We start from the raw sequence: 16,806 nt of genomic DNA on the forward strand, positions 1-16,806 counted from the left end.
TGGCGTTCGGGGAGCTCCTCTCCACCGAACGCGAAGCCCGGCTGCAGCGGTCGTCCATCCATCGTTTCAGCCCGCCAAGAGAGCAATCGTGACCCCGTCGCCGCCCTCGGCCGCTGGCGCCGACTCGTACCCCCGCACGAGTGGATGCCGTGCCAACGCTTCGCGGATGGCAGCCCGCAATGCACCCGTGCCCTTGCCATGGATAATTCGCACGAACGGCAGACCAGCCCGGAAAGCCGCGTCGAGGTAGGTTTCGAACCGCTCCAGAGCAGCCTCCGCACGCTGGCCCCGGAGATCGATTTCATGGCTCACCGGCGGTCCAACCGGGACCACCACTCGGTCACCGTCCGACCTCCGCTTCTCGACACGGTCCACCCGGTCGATGCTCACCTTCATCCGGATACTGCCGAACTGCACATCCAGTCGCCCATCCTCACCAGGCGCCGCTAAGACTTCACCGAGCTGGGGAATGTCACGAACGTGCACCAAGTCTCCGGGCTCGATCTCCCGACTGATGACGGGCGCCGCCGCCGGCCGCCGAGGAGCCGCCGAACGCGCGAGGCGTGCCCGCTCGCCTTCCGCCTGTCGTATCGCCTCCTGCGCAGCCACCGGGTCGAATCGTCGCTCCGCGCTCCGACGGCGTAGCTGCTCGATCTCACGCCGCATCCGCGCCAGCGCATCGTCCGCCTCACGCCGTGCCTCGGCCAACACCGCTGCGCGCTCCTCCTCGATGTGCTCCCGCTCCAGGGCAAGCTCCCGACGAAGCCGCTCCGCCTCCTCTCGGGCTCGCTCAGCGGCAGCCTTCGCCGCTTCCGCCTCCCGACGTTGCGCGCGAATTTCGTCCAGTAGCGCCTCCAGCTCGAAGTGGCCCGGGGCCAGCTGGTCCGCGGCTCGCTCCACCACCCGCTCGTCGAGGCCTAGGCGGCGCGCGATAGCCAGAGCGTTCGACTGCCCTGGCAAGCCGACGACGAGGTGGTATGTCGGGCTCAGCGTCTCCAAGTCGAACTCCACCGACGCATTCGCCAGCCGCGGGTCGCCGTGCGCGAACAGCTTGAGTTCCCCGTGGTGCGTCGTCGCCACCACCGTCGTGCCACGATCCAGGAGCTCCTCGATCACCGCCCGAGCTATCGCAGCACCCTCCGCCGGGTCGGTACCCGCGCCAAGCTCGTCCAGCAACACCAGTGTTTCCGCGTCGGCCTCGCCCAGGATGGCAATGATGTTCCGAAGGTGCGAGGAAAACGTCGAAAGGCTCTGCTCGATCGACTGCTCATCCCCGATATCCGCGAAAACCTTCCGAAAGAATCGCACCCGACTTCCATCGTCACAGGGCACTCCAAGCCCTGCTTGCGCCATCGCCGTCAGCAGCCCGACCGTCTTCAACGCGACCGTCTTGCCCCCGGTATTCGGCCCAGTGATCAGAATTCCGAGCGGCGAGTCGCCCACCTCCACATCGATCGGCACCACCGTACCTCGCAACAGTGGATGCCGCGCCCGGACGAGCCGAGTGGCACCATCCCTACGGAACCACCCGTCGACGTCCCCAGGAGGCGGCAATGCGGCCTGCATCTTCCGCGCCAGTTTCGCCTTCGCGTGGATGAGGTCCAGCTCTCCCAACGCCTCCACTGAGCGCATTGCCTCTTCTGCCCGTGCCCCGAGCAGGTCCGTCAGCCGCTGAAGAACCCGCCGAACCTCCCGCTCCTCCGCTAACCGGAGCTCACGCACCGCATTCCCAGCTTCCACGACCGCGAACGGTTCGATGAACAGGGTTGCCCCGCTGGACGAGACGTCGTGGACGATGCCCGGCACGAGCGAACGGCTGTCGGAGCGCACCGGGATGACTTTGCGGCCGTTCCGCTCCGTCAAAAGCCCCTCCTGCGCTGCACCCTTCCGGAGAGCGTCGGCCAGCGCAGCCTGGGCCCGCTGCTCGAGTCGCGCCTCCGCAGCCCGGAGTTCGCGCCGAACCAGGGCCAACTGGTCGCTCGCACCATCGAGCACCTCGCCACGAGGAGAAATCGCCCGCTCCACCTCGTCGGCGAACCCGCGAAAGTCCCCGATCGCATCGCCAACGGCCGCCAGCAGAGGAACCCGGTCCCGCACCTTCTCCAACACGAGCCGCGCACGTCGGGCCGTTGTCAGCACCTGTGCGCACTCGAGCAACGCCCCCGCTTCCAGCAACTGACCGATCGCGGCGGCCTTGATAGAAGGCCGGACGTCACGAGCGCCCGAGAAAGGAATGTCGATGCCCAGCTGGTCGAGAAGCCTCATCTCGGCCGTCTGCCGGATGAGCTCGTGCGCCGTTGCGAAGTCGGTCGCAGGGCGCAAGGCGCGCGCCCGTTCCGCGCCAAGGCTGAACGCCGCCTCGGCCGCGAGCCGATCGAGCACGCGGCCGAATTCGAGCACCCGCAGCGTGTGGTCGTTCATGCGCTTCCAGCGTAGCGAACGCGGGGAGCCGGCGATAGTTACGCTTCGACCTCGCCATTCCGCCGCAGACCGGCGAGGAATTCGATCGTTCGCCCAACGGCGCCCGGATCGCCCTCGACCGGGAACGGTGACGCATTGAAGTCCGTCACACCGGCGGCAGCCAGCGCCCGAAGCTGGGCCGTTACCTCCGCCTCCGACCCGAGAATGGCCACATCGGCTGGCCCGGCCGCACCCTCCACGTCGAGCACCGCCCGATACGAGGGAAGAGTGCCGTAGACCGCGAAGATCTTCGCAGCCGATTCCCGCGCCCGCTCCTTGTCCGCCGTCACCGCCACCGGGAACCCCGATACCACCCGGGGCGCGGGCCGGCCCGCAGCCTCGGCGGCCGCGCGAATGCTCGGAATCGCCGTATCGCGCAGATACGCCAGGCCTCCCATCCACGTCGCAGTACCATCCGCCAGCCGGCCCGCGAGCTTCAGCATCTGCGGCCCCAGCGCGGCCACCACCACCTGCGGCCGCGGAGCACCTGCTACGGTCAGCTGAGCCTGGACCCGAAACTCCTCCCCACGGAACTGCACAGCCCTGCCCTCCACCAGCGGAACGAGCACCGAAAGATACTCCCGCATGTGCCGGAGAGGCTTCGAATAGTCGAGGCCGAACATCCCCTCGATGACGACGCGATGGCTCAGCCCGATGCCAAGGCAAAAACGCCCGCCCGCCGCCGCCGAGGCTGTCAGCGCCTGCTGCGCCATCGCCACTGGATGGCGCGGATAGGTCGGCACCACGAACGTCCCCAGCTCGATCCGCGAGGTCTCCCGGCCAGCCAGCGCGACCGTCGTGATGGCATCCAGCCCGAAGATATTCGGCAGCCAGACGGAATCGAACCCGTTCTCCTCCGCCCGCTGGATGTGCCGTATCACGTCGCCCAGCGATTCTCCCCCAGTGATACCGATACCGATGCCGATTCTCATATCGTCGAACACCTCCTCTCCGCCCCTGCAGCCTACGCACTCTCTCCACTCCGGTGAAGGCGCTCCAGACGGTAGACTGGCGAACCGATGCCATACGCACAGGTCAACGGCGCCAGCCTCCACTACCGCCAGTATGGGCGCGGCCCGAACGTAGTCTTCGTTCATGGTGCCGGGGGCAACCACCTCGCCTGGTGGCAACAGACAGCCCACTTCTCCCGAAACTACCGCGTGACCGTGTACGACGCCCGCGGATGGGGTCTCTCCCGCGGTGAGACCGCCGTCGCCCGCGCTACGCTCGGTACCGACCTCCTCGCCCTTCTTCGACACCTCCGCATCGACCGCGCACACATCGTCGCCCAGTCGATGGGCGGCCGCGCCGTCGCTGGCCTCGCCCGCCTCGCACCAGGGCGCATCGCATCCCTCGTCCTTTGCGGCACCACCGCCGGCGCCACCAACGACCGCATCCGCGAAATGCAAGCGCGGCTCCGAGAGGCCCGCGACGGGACCAACCTCCGCGATCACGCCCTCGCACCTGAATTCGAGCAACGCGAGCCCGCGCTCGCCCTTCTCTACCGCCAGATCAACGCACTCAATCCCCCGAGACCGCGCGGATTGCTGGGCCCCCCACCCCCGGGCTACCGCGGCTCGATGCACGAGCTTCTCAGTAGCCTCCGCGTGCCCATTCTCTACATCGTCGGAGAACACGACACGATAACTCCCCCGGAGATGATTCACGAGGCTGCCTCTCTCGTCGCCGGCGCCAAGGTCCACGTCATCGCCGGAGCAGGCCACTCCTGTTACTTCGAACGCCCAGACGAATGGAACGCCGTTGTCGAGCGCTTCCTCCACGAGATCCAAGGGAAAACTGCTGAGTGAATGAACCGTTGCGATTAGGTGAATAGCCCGGTTATCGTCATCCTCCCATGGCGTGGTTGCTCCGTTGTTTTCGCGCAGTCGTCGACGTCCTCCTCCGCCGCCAAACGGATGATGGATGGGTCGAGCCGTCCAATACCGTAACCCGGGCAGTCCTCGCCGCCTCCGCATCCATCGCGCTCCCGGCGATCGAGCCTCCGGTTCGTCGCCAAAGGCGAACGGCCAGCGTCATCGCGCTCAACGCCCGCCAGCAACCACCGACGAGAACCGCCCAACGCGTCCGTCGGCGCCGAGCCAGCGCTGCATAAGGGTCCTCCGACCGCTCTATACTCCTCCCATGGCGATCTACGAATTCTACTGCCCAACCTGTCGCGAGAAGTTCGAAGAACGTCGTTCGATGGCTTCTGCTTCGGCGCCGGCCAGCTGTCCCCGCGGTCACCGCGCAGAGCGCGTGCTCTCGATGTTCGCCGCGCCGCGCGGCGCCGCCGCTTCGGAGGCCGCCGGCGGATGCTGCAGTGGCGGCGCCTGTGCCTGCTCCTCAGCTCGCTAGTCTGCCACCCTCCCCGCGGGTTCGCACGCGGGTTCGCAGCACGTAGAGAGCCGCTACTGCCGCGACAACGACCGACTGCGCCCCGATGATCGCCCCGGCCAGGTACGTAGCCTCCTGCCAGAAAGGCTCCGGAAACATCTGGATGAGGCGGTCGTGGTCCGGGTCGAGCTGCCAAAGGTCGTTGCGAAATGCCACCTCGTGGAATGTCGTCCACGCTCGGTCGAACCCAGTAACCGCAAACACGGCGATGACACCGACCACCACGAGCCCGGCCGCCAGCCCGACCAGGGCCAGCGCGGCCAGCTCCCGCACGCTCCGCTCACCTGCCCAAAGGACCACCAAAGCGACATAGCCCATCACGACGACGACAGATACCTCGTTGACGCGGAAGAGCGCTCGCATCAGCGCTTTCACGTCGCGCATGTGGGCCACTTCGCGGTCGTCGAAGAGTGGCTCCTCACCACCGTTTACCGTGACCACCACACGCAGAACGTCGGAATCGTTTTCGAAGTAGTCGATGATCTCCTGGCCAGCTCGGTCCAACTCGCGCAATGGCAGCCCGGTACGCTCCGACGCATCGTACGTCCGAAACCCATGGCGATAGTAGGCAATATCGCTCGCGAGCCACCGAACAGCGCTCGTCACAATCAGCAAAGGCAACGCCACAGCGAACGCCGCCGCGGCTGCACCTCGAACGATGCGGGCCATCGCGCCTCCCCCGCCGATTCTCGCCACACCGGCAAGGGCCGGCAAGGCGGGGGCCGTCAGACGTTGCCGCGTTGCATCCGGTTCACCATCTCGGCGGGCAACTGCACCCCGGCGTCGATGAACGCCTTCCCGATAGCGGCTGCATTCGGACCGAAAATCGTCGTGCGATTGTCGGCGACAAACTTTTGGCTTGCCGCGATGCGTTCGTACTGTCCCTGGAACCGCGGGGCCACGTACCGAGCCCACAGCTCGTAGCTGTGGAGCGTCTTCTCCCACGTCGTCCATTCGTGCGCAAGCCCGAGCAAGCAACCGAAACCGCCCGATAGCTCCAGCAGCCGCTCGATAGCCTCGATGGCATCGTCAGGCGTGCCAATGATCGCGCCGCCCCGCGCCACCGTCGACTCCACATCCCCGGGGTTGGAGGGATCTGCGGGCCGCCCGAGCGTCTGCTCGAAATACTCCTTGTTCCAGCGAAGCATCCCCTCGGCCACATCGGCGAACGCCTGCTCACGCGTGTCCGCCAGGTGGATCGGCATCACGAGCCGCCATTTGTCGCGATCGACCGTTTTCCCCGCCTTCGCCGCAGCTTCCTCCGCCATCTCCCACGTCTTCGATAGCGAAATGAGCCCGCCCGGCTGGGACACCGCCACGCTCAAAATGCCGACTCCGTGCTTCCCGGCCGTAACAGGCCCCGCCGGGGAGAAGGTACTCGCCACCGCCACCTCCATGTGGGGATGGGTGTACGGTGCGAGTTGAAGCCGAGCGTCCCGCAACGTGAACCACTCCGTCTCCATCGTCACCGTCTCCCCGCGGAATAGCCGGAGAATGACGCCGAGCGCTTCGTCCATCCGCGCCCGCTGCGTCATCGCGTCGATGCCCAGCATATACGCGTCCGAAGTCAGCGCTCCCGGCCCCACGCCGAACATCGCCCGCCCGCGCGTCATGTGATCAAGCTGAACCATCCGGTCAGCCAGCATGAATGGGTGGTGGTACGGCAACGAACTGACGCCGGTCCCGAGCTTGATGTGCTTCGTCCGCTGGGCCGAAGCCGCGATCATCAGCTCGGGCGATGCGATAAGCTCCCACCCCGCGCTGTGGTGCTCGCCGAACCAGGCTTCGTCATAGTCGAGCCGGTCCAGGTGGTCCACCAGTTCGAGGTCCCGCTGCAAGGCAACCGTCGGGTTTTCGCCCAGTCGGTGAAACGGAGCCAGGAAAATACCGAAGCGCATCCGCGCAGGCCGGTAGGTCATGGTCCTTCCCTCTCCTCCCCCGCCGCTCCGAGACGACGGGTCCTTAGCGTTGGCCAAAATAGTACCGGAAATGGACAGGCTCCGCGCACTCCTCGCAACCCCTGGCCCGTGCATGATGGCGCGAAGCCCTTCCATCGCGGAACCTGCACACCCCCGCGCAGCCAAACAACCCGGTCACGACCACTTTTGGCGCCGCGACCCGAATCCCCCCGCCATCCTAGGGGCTACCTTCCGGCCATCACCCGAGCGCCCGCGCTGCTGCGCGTGTCGGGAACGAGTCACCCGGCCCGCATTCGCTCCCGGTATGACCAGGGCCCATCCCCGTCGTTTCGACCGCGCCCGTCGTCGTCTGACCTGTGCCTCTCCCCGCCGACGGCCGATATCTCTCCACAGGAGTGTCACTGCCGGCCCCCGCCGGGCCGCGAGCGGTGACAAGGAGGACACATGCCGCCAGGTCGCGGATTTTACGGTCGGGATTTTCGGTCACGCCGGAACGAGCGCCGGCTCGCTCCCTTCTACCTCTTGGCGGCACTTCCCGTCCTCGGACTCTTCGCCCTGGTTGCCATGATGCTCACCGGCCCCGGCGACGAGCGACCACCCACTTCCGGCGGCACGTCGGGAAACGAGACGAGCACCGCCTCGGGCAAGTCGAGTCCGCCAACGAATACCCCGGCGCCGACCCGTCATCCCTCCTCGCGTACCGGCGGCATGGCGGAGGGCACCTACCGCCCGCCGGACAAGGCGCCCAAACCGGACATCCGCGAATACCTCATCGCGGGCGGAAATCGGTTCGCACTCCCCCTCTCCGCCCACGCAGGCGTCGAAGACTATTTCGGCACCGACCGGGGCAACGGCCTCCGGCATGCCGGAGTCGACTTCTCGCTCGTCGGTCTCAAGAACATCACCGTCCAGTCAGCCTGCGACGGCCAGGTCGCCGAGACCGGGAGCAACGAGCTCTACGGCACGTACGTCATCGTCGATTGTGGCGCCGGTTTCACGACGGTGTACGGCTGGCTCCAGGGACTCCGCGTCGCCAGGGGCAACCTGGTCAGCAAGTCGACTGTCGTCGGCACCGGTGAGCCCGGCGGATTCCTCCACTTCGAAATCCGCTACCAGGGCGTCCCCGTCGACCCCGCCGACTTTGTCCAGATCCCCGGGCGCGAGGTGGTCCCCTGGACCCCAACGCCAACACCCTCGCCCACTCCGTCTCCCACTCCCACGCCCGACCCAACAGAGCCCGCTCCCAGCGGCACGGGACCAGGCAGTGCCGGCCCAGGCAATGGCGGTGCGTCGCCCGCACCAGAACCCACGGAACCCGCCCCTGCGACCGCCACGCCGACACCCGAGCCCCCGACGCCCACGCCAACCATCACACCGACCCCAACGCGCACGCCAACACCTACCCGAACGCCAGTCCCGCCCAAGGCCACCCCCACTCCCCTGCCCCGCGCCTACTGACTTGCGACGGCGCCAGCCACGACCGACGATCCCTCTCGGCATGGAACGTTTCGCCCCCGGCGACGTCGTCGCCCTGCGCTACATCACTCGCGCCGACGCCACCGTCGGTATGACGTGGCCAGCCCGCGTGGTTCGCGACGACGAAAGCCTCGTGGCGCTCTGGATACCCGAAGGCGCGGAATATCGAGCATGGCATCGACCCCCCGGAGAGCCCCGGCGGCTCGTCCCCGCCAGGTGGCGCCGCGAGACGCTCCGGCTCATGTTCCCAGGCGCCGCGCACTCCATTTGGTGCTCGTGGGAGGGCCCCGCGAGGGCATTTCGGATGTACTACGTCAACTTCGAAGAGCCCTTTCGCCGCACCCCTATCGGATTCGATACCAACGACCAAACCCTCGACATCATCGTCTGGCCCGATCTCCGATGGGAGTGGAAGGACCGCGACGAGTTCGATGCCCTCGTCGAACAGGGCGTATTCACCCGTGCATTTGCCCAATCCGTCCTCGCCGAAGCCGAAAGCGTCATCCACACCATCGAGCGCCGAGCCGCGCCCTTTGCCGGAGACTGGCCGGACTGGCGGCCACCGGACAGCTGGACCGTGCCCGAACTCCCGCCCGAGTGGAACGTCGCACCGCCCGTCCCTTGGGAGCGACGCCATTGGGCCTACCGGCCCGAGCTCGCGCGTTGACGGACAAGTCCCAGCGAACGACGATCACCATATGGCACTCTACGAATACGTCTGCGCCTCCTGCGGGACCCGCACCGAAAAGCGAATGCCAATGTCCGACGTCCTCCAGGTCGTTCCCTGCCCGAAGTGTGGGAAACAGGCCCATAAGGCCTTCGGCCGTTTCGCCCTCGTCGGGGTGGCTCAGCCCGGGGTCGAGGATGGGCCAGCGCCGTGGGAAGATGCTGGCGAGACCGCCGAAGGCGAAGGCCACGGCCACAGCCACAGTTGGGGCGGCCACAGCCATGGCGGCCACTCCCATAGCCACGGCCCGGGCGGCCACTCCCACTCGCACAGCTGGGACGACCTCGGCCTCGACGACGACTGACCGCGCCTCAATCCCTCGCTACGCCAGCGACGAAGAGCGTTGTCCCAGGCAGCTGCGACCCCGGCGCGGGATACGCCTCGACAACTGCCGCACGGTCATCCACCGTCAGGACATTGCGAATCTCCCGCGCCTTGAGCGCCGGGTACATCACCGACACACGTTCGTCTGCTGTGCAACTCGCGCCCCCCGAGCATGGATGTCCGAGCCCGATACCGTGTCCCAGCTCGTGGAGGATCGTGGACGCAAGATCGAACTGGCCCGGCCCGAGACTATCGGTTGCCCCCCATGCGATGCTCGCGTTCAGCTCGATGTCGAACTCGACCAGGTTGCCCGACGGTCCACCCGTCCACCGTGTACACGTAACCCCCAACGTGCCGGGTGACAAACTCTCGGAAAAGGTGACGGTGTTGCGTCCGTCGAACTCCGGGTCGAGCCGGTCGCAGCTCCCGGCTCGCGCCGTCGTCGTACCCTCGAACCGATACGCGAACGCCGATCCCGAGACGTTCGACCACTGGTCGACCGCGTCGCGGACCATCCCTTCGACAGCGAGCCCCGGAGGTGCACCCTCCAAATTGAGCCACACACGGACAGGCATCGCCGATAACGGCCACCGGTTCGGGTTGAGCCGGTAGGCTGCTGTCGCGTCCGGGACATCCTCGTGCGCCTCACCATCGGTTGCCCACGTGAGGACGTGGACGGCCACCATCGACGGAACGGGTTCGCGAGGCTCGTCCGCCCCGCAGACAAAAGCGGCTGCCAAAACGACGGCGAGCCCGAGCACGATCCTGGCTCGCCCGAACATCGCTACGACGCCTTCGACGCTCACCAGTGCACTATGACGGAACAACGGAGGCGAGGCCACCCGCCCGTCGCCCCAACGGACAACGGCCGGCCACCGGAGATGGTCGCGGACAACCGAAACACGCCCTCCGAGCCGATGGCGCGCTCACCGCGGCCTTACTGGGCGAACAGCGATGCCTTCTGGCAGTCGGCGTTTTTCTCCGCCACAGCGCTCAGCCGATCGGCCACACCCTGCGGCGGATCAGGAAAGATGCTATCACCGCTCAACGCGTCGACATTGCCCTTCTCCAGTGCCGAGGCAACGTCGTCTAGCTTTTTCGAGGCCTCCGAGTGCCAGTCCTTCAGGTCAGCCGGCGGATTCGCCTTCCTGAATGACGTCGCGAACTCCTTGAACGGCTTCGCCACCGCCTTTGCGGCTTCGCTTTCGCTGTCCGAGCTCGACATCTCGCCAATCGCCTTGAGCAAATCATCCTGGAACTTCGCTCCAGCCTGGCAAACCGAAGCGACAAACGATTCGTCGGTCCCGGTTCCTCCACCAGATCCGCCATCGCCCCCACCGCATGCGCTGAGCAAAAGCCCGACGAGCAGCGCCGGCGCGAGCAGAAACGCTGCCCGCAAATTTCCTTTGTCAACCATCTTGTCGTTCTCCCAACATTTCGAATCCCGACCGCCAGAGTTTCCAACGCGCTCTTGGTAGATGCAAAGCGCCAAAATACTCCCGGGCGGCTCTTCGACGTTCAACTTCCACGAGCGAGGAACAAAAGTGATTCCCAGAGATATTCGTCCAGAACGACCATCAGTCCACCGGCCAACCGCCAAAAATTGACAAAAAATCGCGGGGGCCGGTCGCGGCCCCCGCGCGTCAATCCAATTTGACGAAATTCGCTAGATTTCCAGCATCTGAGCGACGCGCTCGCGGTGATAATCGCCGTCGCCCCAGAACAGCTCGGCCCGCTTCTGCCGACGGAAATACAGCTGGATGATGTAATCCTTCGTGAAGCCGATGCCGCCGTGAATCTGCTGGCCATGCGCCACGACGCGCCGGCTCGCATCCGAGCACCACGCCTTTGCCATAGCGGTGTCCATGTCCTGCGAGTCCTCGTTCTCGCTCGTGGCCCACGCCGCCTTGTACATAATGAAGCGCATGCCATCCACATCGGTCACCATGTCGGCAGCCTTGTGCTGAATGGCCTGGAAGGAGCCAATCGGCCGGCCGAACTGGACACGCTCCTTCGCGTAGTTCACCGAAATCTCGAAGTCCCGCTGCGCCAGCCCGACGAGGTACGCGCACTCGAGGCACGTTGCCATGTTCCGAAGCCGCGCCGCGGTCTTGTCGTCCATGTCGATGACGTCCGAAGCCGGCACCTTGACGTCCTTGAACACAACCTCGCACTGCTTGTCGCTCGCGATCGTCTTCAGGACCGTGATGCTGATCCCCTCCGCAGTCCGCGGGACGATGAATGTGCTCAGCCGGCCGTCGGGTTTCCAGGCCACGACATGTAGGTAGTCGGCAACGTGGGCATCGGGAACGAACAGCTTCGTCCCGTTGAGCACATAATCGCTGCCGCTCTGCGTCGCCTTCATCTCGATTCCCTCGCGATCCCAGCGGCCCGAAGGCTCGGTGATCGCGTAGGTGTGGATCGCCGTCCCGTTGGCAATGTTCGGCAGATACTTCTTCTTCTGCTCATCGCTGCCAGCCAGGACCAGTTCGGCCGCACAGACCGCGTTCGGAATGAACGGACCCGGAACCAGCGCTCGGCCAAATTCCTCGACCAGGATGCAAAGGTCGAGGAAAGAGAAGCCCGCGCCGCCGTACTCCTCCGGAATCATCAGGCCCTGCCATCCGAGGTCGGCCATCTTCTTCCAAAGCTCGGGGCTATAGCCCTTCTCGTCCTCTTCCATCGCCCGGACGTGCTCTTCCGGGCACTCCTTCTCGAGGAATTCCCGGGCAGAGTTCTTCAGCAGTTCCTGTTCTTCGCTGAGGCCAAGGTCCATTCGTTCTGCGTCCCTTTCATATGTCGTGACCGCGTCGGTCGCGGCCCGCCGAACCCGATTCGGGCCGGCATCCTTCTTGCGGCCGGATTGTAACAGGAACGTTCCGCCCAAGCGAACGGCCCCTCAATCGGCCGTCGCAGCCCCGGCGATGATGTCCTGCACCACGGCCGGGTCCGCGAGGGTCGTCACGTCCCCCACGTTCTCTGGCTCGCCCTCGGCAATCTTTCGCAGAATGCGGCGCATGATCTTCCCCGAGCGCGTTTTCGGAAGCCCTTCGACGAACTGGATCCGGTCCGGGGTCGCAATCGGACTGATCTCCTTCCGAACGGCGTCCCGCAACTCCCGGGCCAGCTCCGGCGAGCCGGAATACCCGGATTTCAGCAGCACATAGGCGTAAATCCCGGTCCCTTTCACGTCGTGCGGATACCCCACCACCGCTGCCTCCGCTACCGCCGGATGCCCGACCAGTGCACCCTCGATCTCGGCCGTGCCCAGTCGGTGCCCTGCGACGTTGAGCACATCATCGACGCGGCCCGTGATCCAGTAATAGCCGTCCTGGTCGCGATGACACCCGTCACCCGTGAAATACTTCCCCGGATAGGTGGTCAGGTACGTCTGCACGAACCGCTCATGGTCCCCGTATACCGTCCGCATCATCCCCGGCCACGACGCTTTCATGCACAGTCGGCCAGTCACCCCGTTCCCCTCGAGTTCGTTCCCCGCCTCGTCTACCACACACGGCTGTACACCGAAGAATGGAAGCGAGCCAGAGCCCGGCTTCATCGGTGTGCAGCCGGCCAGCCCGGTGATCATGTGCCCGCCCGTCTCCGTCTGCCAATACGTATCGACAACCGAGCATCGCCCCTCGCCGACTACGTTGAAATACCACCGCCAGGCCTCGGGGTTGATCGGCTCGCCAACCGTACCCAGCACCCGAAGCGAGGAGCGCCGGTACTTCGTCACGAAGGCATTGCCCTCCCGGGCGATGGCCCGGATCGCCGTCGGCGCCGTATAGAACACATTGATGCCAAGCCGGTCGACCATGTCCCAGTAGCGACCAGCGTCCGGGTAGGTCGGCACCGATTCGAACATCACCGTTGTCGTGCCGTTGCCCAAGGGCCCATAAACGATGTAGCTGTGGCCGGTAATCCAGCCAACATCGGCCGCGCAGCAATAGACGTCGTCGTCCCGAATATCGAACACGTACTTGTGGCTCGCCATCACGTGTAGCAGATACCCGGCGTGCGTGTGGAGCACGCCCTTCGGCTTCCCGGTCGAGCCAGACGTGTACAGGATGAAGAGCGGATCTTCGCTATCCATCTCCTCCGGAGGGCAGTCGACGGACGCACTCGCGACCTCGTCGTGCCACCAGGTGTCCCGCCCCGGAACCATGTTCACTGGCGTACCGGTGTGGCGGTAGACAATACAGAACTCGACCGAGTGGCCGGGCTCCGAGAGCGCCTCGTCCACGTTCGCCTTCAACGGCACCGGCCGGCCGCCCCGGCGGCCCTCGTCCTGCGTGATGATCGCCTTGCAGCTCGAATCATCCACACGGTCCCGAATCGAACGTGGCGAAAATCCGCCAAAGATCACCGAGTGAATCGCCCCGATCCTCGCACAGGCCAGCATCGCAGCCGCGAGCTCGGGGACCATGCCCATGTAGATAGCCACACGGTCGCCCTTCCTCACGCCCTTGCGACGCAGCACGTTGGCGAGCCGGTTCACCATCTCCGAAAGTTCTCGAAAGGTAACCCGACGGTTGGTCCCCGGTTCGTCCCCCTCCCAGAGGATCGCGACCTTGTCGCCGCGCTCGGCAAGATGGCGATCGACACAATTGACCGACGCATTCAACTTGCCGCCAACGAACCAGGCGATGCGCCCGGCGCGCAAATCCTCTTCCACCACGCGGTCGAACGGCTTCGAAAACGTCAGGAACCGCCCAGCCATCTCGCGCCAAAAATTGTCCCGGTCTTCGATACTCCGGCGATACATCTCCTCGTACGTCGCCATGTCAGCGACGAGGGCTCCTTCCCGGGCATGGGTCGGCGGCTCGTAGCGTTCGTCGACGGGAAGGCCAACGTCGGCCATAGGTCATCCTCCGTGCAGGGGCTCAGGTGCTCGGGGGCATTCTACCCGCCCACGCTACCCACCGCGCTGATCACGGCACGCTCGGGTCGTACTCCTCGGCGATATGGCCGCCCGCCTTCAACGCCTCGTACTCCTCATCGCTCAGCTTCAGCAACTCGCGGTACACGTACTCGTTGTGTTCGCCGAAACAGACCGGCGGCTGGTAAAACTCCACCGGCGTCTTTTCGAACTGCCAGAGCGGCCCCACGTACTCGTGGGTTCCCGCGTCGCGGACAGTCTGCTTGCGGAAGAAATTGCGCGCCCTGAGATGTGGATCTCCGAACATCCGTGACGCTTCGAGGACGGGCGTTGCCGCAATGCCAAACCCTTGCAAAAGGTGCATGAGCTCGTAATCGTCGCGCTCCCGTGTCCACGCCGCGATGCCCTCGTCGATTTCTCGGTAGTGTGCAGCCCGCCCATCGTTGGTTGCGAAGCGTTCGTCGCGCGCCCAGTCCGGCGAACCCATCGCCTCCACGAGGCGCTGCCACTGCTCATCGTTCTCCACGTGGATGGCAATCCAGTGGTCGTCCATCGTCGTGGCGTCCCCAGGCGACCGTGCCGGGTAAACGCCGCAGGGGTAACGCCCGTGCACATCCCGGTTGCCGATGGCGCTCTGCACGTTCCGATTGAGCGAGTAGTCCATGATCGCGTGGGTGAACATCGCCGCCGCATTCTCGGCCTGGGCGATTTCGATCGTCTGCCCCTCGCCCGTTCGCTCCCGGTACCAGAGCGCAGCCATCACCGCCAGCGCGCCCTGGGCGCCCGCCATATAGTCGCCCGAATAGATGGCCGTATTCGCTGAAGGGTCAGCGTCATCGTACCCTCGCAGGAGGGTGTGTCCCATCACGGCTTCCAGATGGACGCCGAGGGCACGCGCATTGTGGTACGGGCCGGTCAGGCCGTACGCGGGCACCCGCACCAGAATGACCCGAGGATTCGCTTCCCGTAGCCACGATTCCGTGATTCCGAGCTTCTCCAACGTCCCAACGGCATTGTTCTCGTAGACCACATCCGAAACTGCCACCAGCCGGCGCAGAATCTCCTTGCCTTCCGGCCGCCGCAGGTCGACCGTAAAGCTCTTCTTGTTGCGGTACAGGCTCACGAAAGTCGGGTTGTAGTTCCATGGCCGCGGCCCCACCTCGTTTCGCGGCAGGCCCCCGCTCCACGCGATGCTGCGCTCCAGCAGAATCTGCGGCGGCCGCGCCATCGCTCCTCGCGTCATCGGCTGGAAGACGAACGGATTCTCGGGCTTGATCACCTCCGCTCCGAGGTCGCCGAGCAACATCGTCGCGAACGGCCCAGCCCACACGACGCACAGATCGACAACGCGGATACCTTCGAGCGGTTTGTGTGTCATCGCGAACCCCCAGCAGCGAGCACCCTCTCGATGATGGCTCCGTCCACGCCCGACTCGCGCAGTACCTCCTCGGTGTGCTGCCCCAAGAGCGGTGCCACGCGACGAAGCTGCCAGCCTCCCTTACCCATGATGAACGGCCTCCCCGGGAACTCGACCTCCCCGAGCTCGGGGTGCTCGGCCCGCGCCCAGAAACCCCGTCCCCGGAAATGCTCATCCTCGAAAAGGTCTTCCATCGTGAAAAGCGGCCCACACAGCACCTTCGCCCGCCGAGCCTCCGCCCAAATCTCGCGCTTCGTCCGTTCGAGGCACCAGGTCAGGAAATACGTGTTCCACTCCTCGATGACATACGGGTCCAGTCGCTGGACTGGGTCGTTGAACCGCGGATCCTGATTCCAGTCCGGGTGGCCCAGCATGTCATCCACACGGTCCGGCCGGAGCGAAGCGTTCGTGAACTCGACGTACCCGTCGGCGCAAGGGTAGATGCCCATCGGCATGCCCGCCCCACCCCCGGCAGCCCGCAACGTCTTCCGTCCGCTGAATTGATACGCGATGGCTGTCGCGTGTCGCCGATCGACACCGCCAAAATGCGTCTCCGCAAGCGAAACGTCGACGTGCTGGCCGATGCCGAACCGCTTCGCGGCCCAAAGAGCCCCCATGATCGCCACAGCCGCAGCTGCACCCGACTCGAACAGCGCCGCCGTACCGGCCATCTTCACCGGCTCCCGCTCCGTGAGCCCCATCGAATACATCTCCCCCGCGAAGCTATACAGCGTCAGCTCGCTCAGCCGGAAGTCGCGATACGGCCCGGTCTGACCGAAATTCGAAATCGACACCACCGGCAAAGCCGGGTCGATACCGCGGAAAAAGTCGATCCCCACACCGAGACGATCCAGCGTCCCCGGCGCAAAGTTCTCGACGACGACGTCGCAGCGCCGCGCAATGGCCTCGAGAGCGGCCCGACCCTCAGGCTCTCGAAGATCGAGCACCACCGAGCGCTTGTTGCAGTTCAGGTAAAAAAAGAGCCCGCTCCGCTCCGGGTGTGGCTCGCCACCCTTGAACGGCGGCAGCCTCCGCGCCACGTCCCCACCGGGCTTCTCGACCTTGATAACGTCCGCCCCGAGATCGGCGAGGAGCCGGGTCGCATAGGGGCCAGCGATATGGTGCGTCAGGTCGAGGATGCGCAAATCATCCAGCGCCTGCATGAGTCCCACCTCCTACGCTTGCCGCCTGCCCTGCGGCACCGCGG

16 protein-coding genes are annotated in these 16,806 nt (G+C 65.5%); 6 read left to right on the plus strand and 10 right to left on the minus strand.

The features are described 5' to 3' along the window. Window positions 1–66 precede the first annotated feature (66 nt). Both VAE53_RS07450 and VAE53_RS07455 read right to left on the minus strand, forming a co-directional pair. Window positions 67–2,421, minus strand: coding sequence for an endonuclease MutS2 (locus tag VAE53_RS07450; protein WP_322818737.1), 2,355 nt, complete (start codon window positions 2,419–2,421; stop codon window positions 67–69). Between the two features lie 38 nt (window positions 2,422–2,459). Then, window positions 2,460–3,392, minus strand: a complete 933-nt coding sequence (locus VAE53_RS07455; RefSeq protein ID WP_322818738.1) for a TIGR03564 family F420-dependent LLM class oxidoreductase — start codon at window positions 3,390–3,392, stop codon at window positions 2,460–2,462. A gap of 87 nt (window positions 3,393–3,479) precedes the next feature. Between VAE53_RS07455 and VAE53_RS07460 the strand changes: the two genes are divergently transcribed. From VAE53_RS07460 to VAE53_RS07470, 3 genes are read left to right on the plus strand one after another with little or no spacing between them, the layout of a single operon-like run. Beyond that, a complete protein-coding gene (locus VAE53_RS07460; protein ID WP_322818739.1) occupies window positions 3,480–4,268 on the plus strand; it encodes an alpha/beta fold hydrolase in 789 nt (262 codons plus the stop codon). 47 nt (window positions 4,269–4,315) lie between these two features. Next, a complete protein-coding gene (locus VAE53_RS07465) occupies window positions 4,316–4,573 on the plus strand; it encodes a hypothetical protein (protein WP_322818740.1) in 258 nt (85 codons plus the stop codon). 29 nt (window positions 4,574–4,602) lie between these two features. After that, on the plus strand, window positions 4,603–4,815 hold the full coding sequence (locus tag VAE53_RS07470) for an FmdB family zinc ribbon protein (protein ID WP_322818741.1): 213 nt from the start codon (window positions 4,603–4,605) through the stop codon (window positions 4,813–4,815). Here VAE53_RS07470 and VAE53_RS07475 read toward each other — a convergent pair. Both VAE53_RS07475 and VAE53_RS07480 read right to left on the minus strand, forming a co-directional pair. Further along, complete coding sequence (locus VAE53_RS07475; protein WP_322818742.1) at window positions 4,804–5,523, minus strand: TIGR01906 family membrane protein; 720 nt, start codon at window positions 5,521–5,523, stop codon at window positions 4,804–4,806. The genes VAE53_RS07470 and VAE53_RS07475 overlap by 12 nt on opposite strands. 56 nt (window positions 5,524–5,579) lie before the next feature. Further along, complete coding sequence (locus tag VAE53_RS07480) at window positions 5,580–6,773, minus strand: LLM class flavin-dependent oxidoreductase (RefSeq protein WP_322818743.1); 1,194 nt, start codon at window positions 6,771–6,773, stop codon at window positions 5,580–5,582. 444 nt (window positions 6,774–7,217) lie between these two features. Here VAE53_RS07480 and VAE53_RS07485 point away from each other — a divergent pair, with 444 nt between their 5' ends. The 3 genes from VAE53_RS07485 to VAE53_RS07495 are packed head-to-tail and all read left to right on the plus strand — an operon-like array spanning window position 7,218 to window position 9,280. Then, window positions 7,218–8,231, plus strand: a complete 1,014-nt coding sequence (locus tag VAE53_RS07485) for a peptidoglycan DD-metalloendopeptidase family protein (protein ID WP_322818744.1) — start codon at window positions 7,218–7,220, stop codon at window positions 8,229–8,231. 40 nt (window positions 8,232–8,271) lie between these two features. After that, a complete protein-coding gene (locus tag VAE53_RS07490; RefSeq protein ID WP_322818745.1) occupies window positions 8,272–8,916 on the plus strand; it encodes a DUF402 domain-containing protein in 645 nt (214 codons plus the stop codon). A 31-nt stretch (window positions 8,917–8,947) separates the two neighbouring features. After that, entirely contained in the window at window positions 8,948–9,280 is a 333-nt protein-coding gene (locus tag VAE53_RS07495; protein WP_322818746.1) for a zinc ribbon domain-containing protein, read from the plus strand. Between the two features lie 7 nt (window positions 9,281–9,287). Here the strand turns inward: VAE53_RS07495 and VAE53_RS07500 are convergent, their stop codons facing one another. From VAE53_RS07500 to VAE53_RS07525, 6 genes are all read right to left on the minus strand, one after another. Then, on the minus strand, window positions 9,288–10,106 hold the full coding sequence (locus tag VAE53_RS07500) for a matrixin family metalloprotease (protein ID WP_322818747.1): 819 nt from the start codon (window positions 10,104–10,106) through the stop codon (window positions 9,288–9,290). 131 nt (window positions 10,107–10,237) lie between these two features. Then, a complete protein-coding gene (locus tag VAE53_RS07505; protein ID WP_322818748.1) occupies window positions 10,238–10,717 on the minus strand; it encodes a hypothetical protein in 480 nt (159 codons plus the stop codon). 249 nt (window positions 10,718–10,966) lie between these two features. Continuing rightward, a complete protein-coding gene (locus tag VAE53_RS07510) occupies window positions 10,967–12,187 on the minus strand; it encodes an acyl-CoA dehydrogenase family protein (protein WP_322818749.1) in 1,221 nt (406 codons plus the stop codon). A 12-nt stretch (window positions 12,188–12,199) separates the two neighbouring features. After that, window positions 12,200–14,164, minus strand: a complete 1,965-nt coding sequence (gene acs, locus VAE53_RS07515) for an acetate--CoA ligase (RefSeq protein ID WP_322818750.1) — start codon at window positions 14,162–14,164, stop codon at window positions 12,200–12,202. Between the two features lie 70 nt (window positions 14,165–14,234). Next, entirely contained in the window at window positions 14,235–15,560 is a 1,326-nt protein-coding gene (locus tag VAE53_RS07520; protein ID WP_322818751.1) for a CoA transferase, read from the minus strand. Then, complete coding sequence (locus VAE53_RS07525) at window positions 15,557–16,762, minus strand: CoA transferase (RefSeq protein ID WP_322818752.1); 1,206 nt, start codon at window positions 16,760–16,762, stop codon at window positions 15,557–15,559. Before VAE53_RS07525 ends, VAE53_RS07520 begins: the two co-directional genes overlap by 4 nt. Between the last annotated feature and the right edge of the window lie 44 nt (window positions 16,763–16,806).

Source organism: Tepidiforma sp., assembly GCF_034432735.1.
Taxonomy (GTDB): Bacteria; Chloroflexota; Dehalococcoidia; order Tepidiformales; family Tepidiformaceae; genus Tepidiforma.

Bases quoted from the DNA above. Each gene is read 5' to 3' on its own strand.
- VAE53_RS07450 (WP_322818737.1), bottom strand. From the start codon at position 2,421: ATGAACGACCACACGCTGCGGGTGCTCGAATTCGGCCGCGTGCTCGAT.
- VAE53_RS07455 (WP_322818738.1), bottom strand. From the start codon at position 3,392: ATGAGAATCGGCATCGGTATCGGTATCACTGGGGGAGAATCGCTGGGC.
- VAE53_RS07460 (WP_322818739.1), top strand. From the start codon at position 3,480: ATGCCATACGCACAGGTCAACGGCGCCAGCCTCCACTACCGCCAGTAT.
- VAE53_RS07465 (WP_322818740.1), top strand. From the start codon at position 4,316: ATGGCGTGGTTGCTCCGTTGTTTTCGCGCAGTCGTCGACGTCCTCCTC.
- VAE53_RS07470 (WP_322818741.1), top strand. From the start codon at position 4,603: ATGGCGATCTACGAATTCTACTGCCCAACCTGTCGCGAGAAGTTCGAA.
- VAE53_RS07475 (WP_322818742.1), bottom strand. From the start codon at position 5,523: ATGGCCCGCATCGTTCGAGGTGCAGCCGCGGCGGCGTTCGCTGTGGCG.
- VAE53_RS07480 (WP_322818743.1), bottom strand. From the start codon at position 6,773: ATGACCTACCGGCCTGCGCGGATGCGCTTCGGTATTTTCCTGGCTCCG.
- VAE53_RS07485 (WP_322818744.1), top strand. From the start codon at position 7,218: ATGCCGCCAGGTCGCGGATTTTACGGTCGGGATTTTCGGTCACGCCGG.
- VAE53_RS07490 (WP_322818745.1), top strand. From the start codon at position 8,272: ATGGAACGTTTCGCCCCCGGCGACGTCGTCGCCCTGCGCTACATCACT.
- VAE53_RS07495 (WP_322818746.1), top strand. From the start codon at position 8,948: ATGGCACTCTACGAATACGTCTGCGCCTCCTGCGGGACCCGCACCGAA.
- VAE53_RS07505 (WP_322818748.1), bottom strand. From the start codon at position 10,717: ATGGTTGACAAAGGAAATTTGCGGGCAGCGTTTCTGCTCGCGCCGGCG.
- acs (WP_322818750.1), bottom strand. From the start codon at position 14,164: ATGGCCGACGTTGGCCTTCCCGTCGACGAACGCTACGAGCCGCCGACC.
- VAE53_RS07520 (WP_322818751.1), bottom strand. From the start codon at position 15,560: ATGACACACAAACCGCTCGAAGGTATCCGCGTTGTCGATCTGTGCGTC.
- VAE53_RS07525 (WP_322818752.1), bottom strand. From the start codon at position 16,762: ATGCAGGCGCTGGATGATTTGCGCATCCTCGACCTGACGCACCATATC.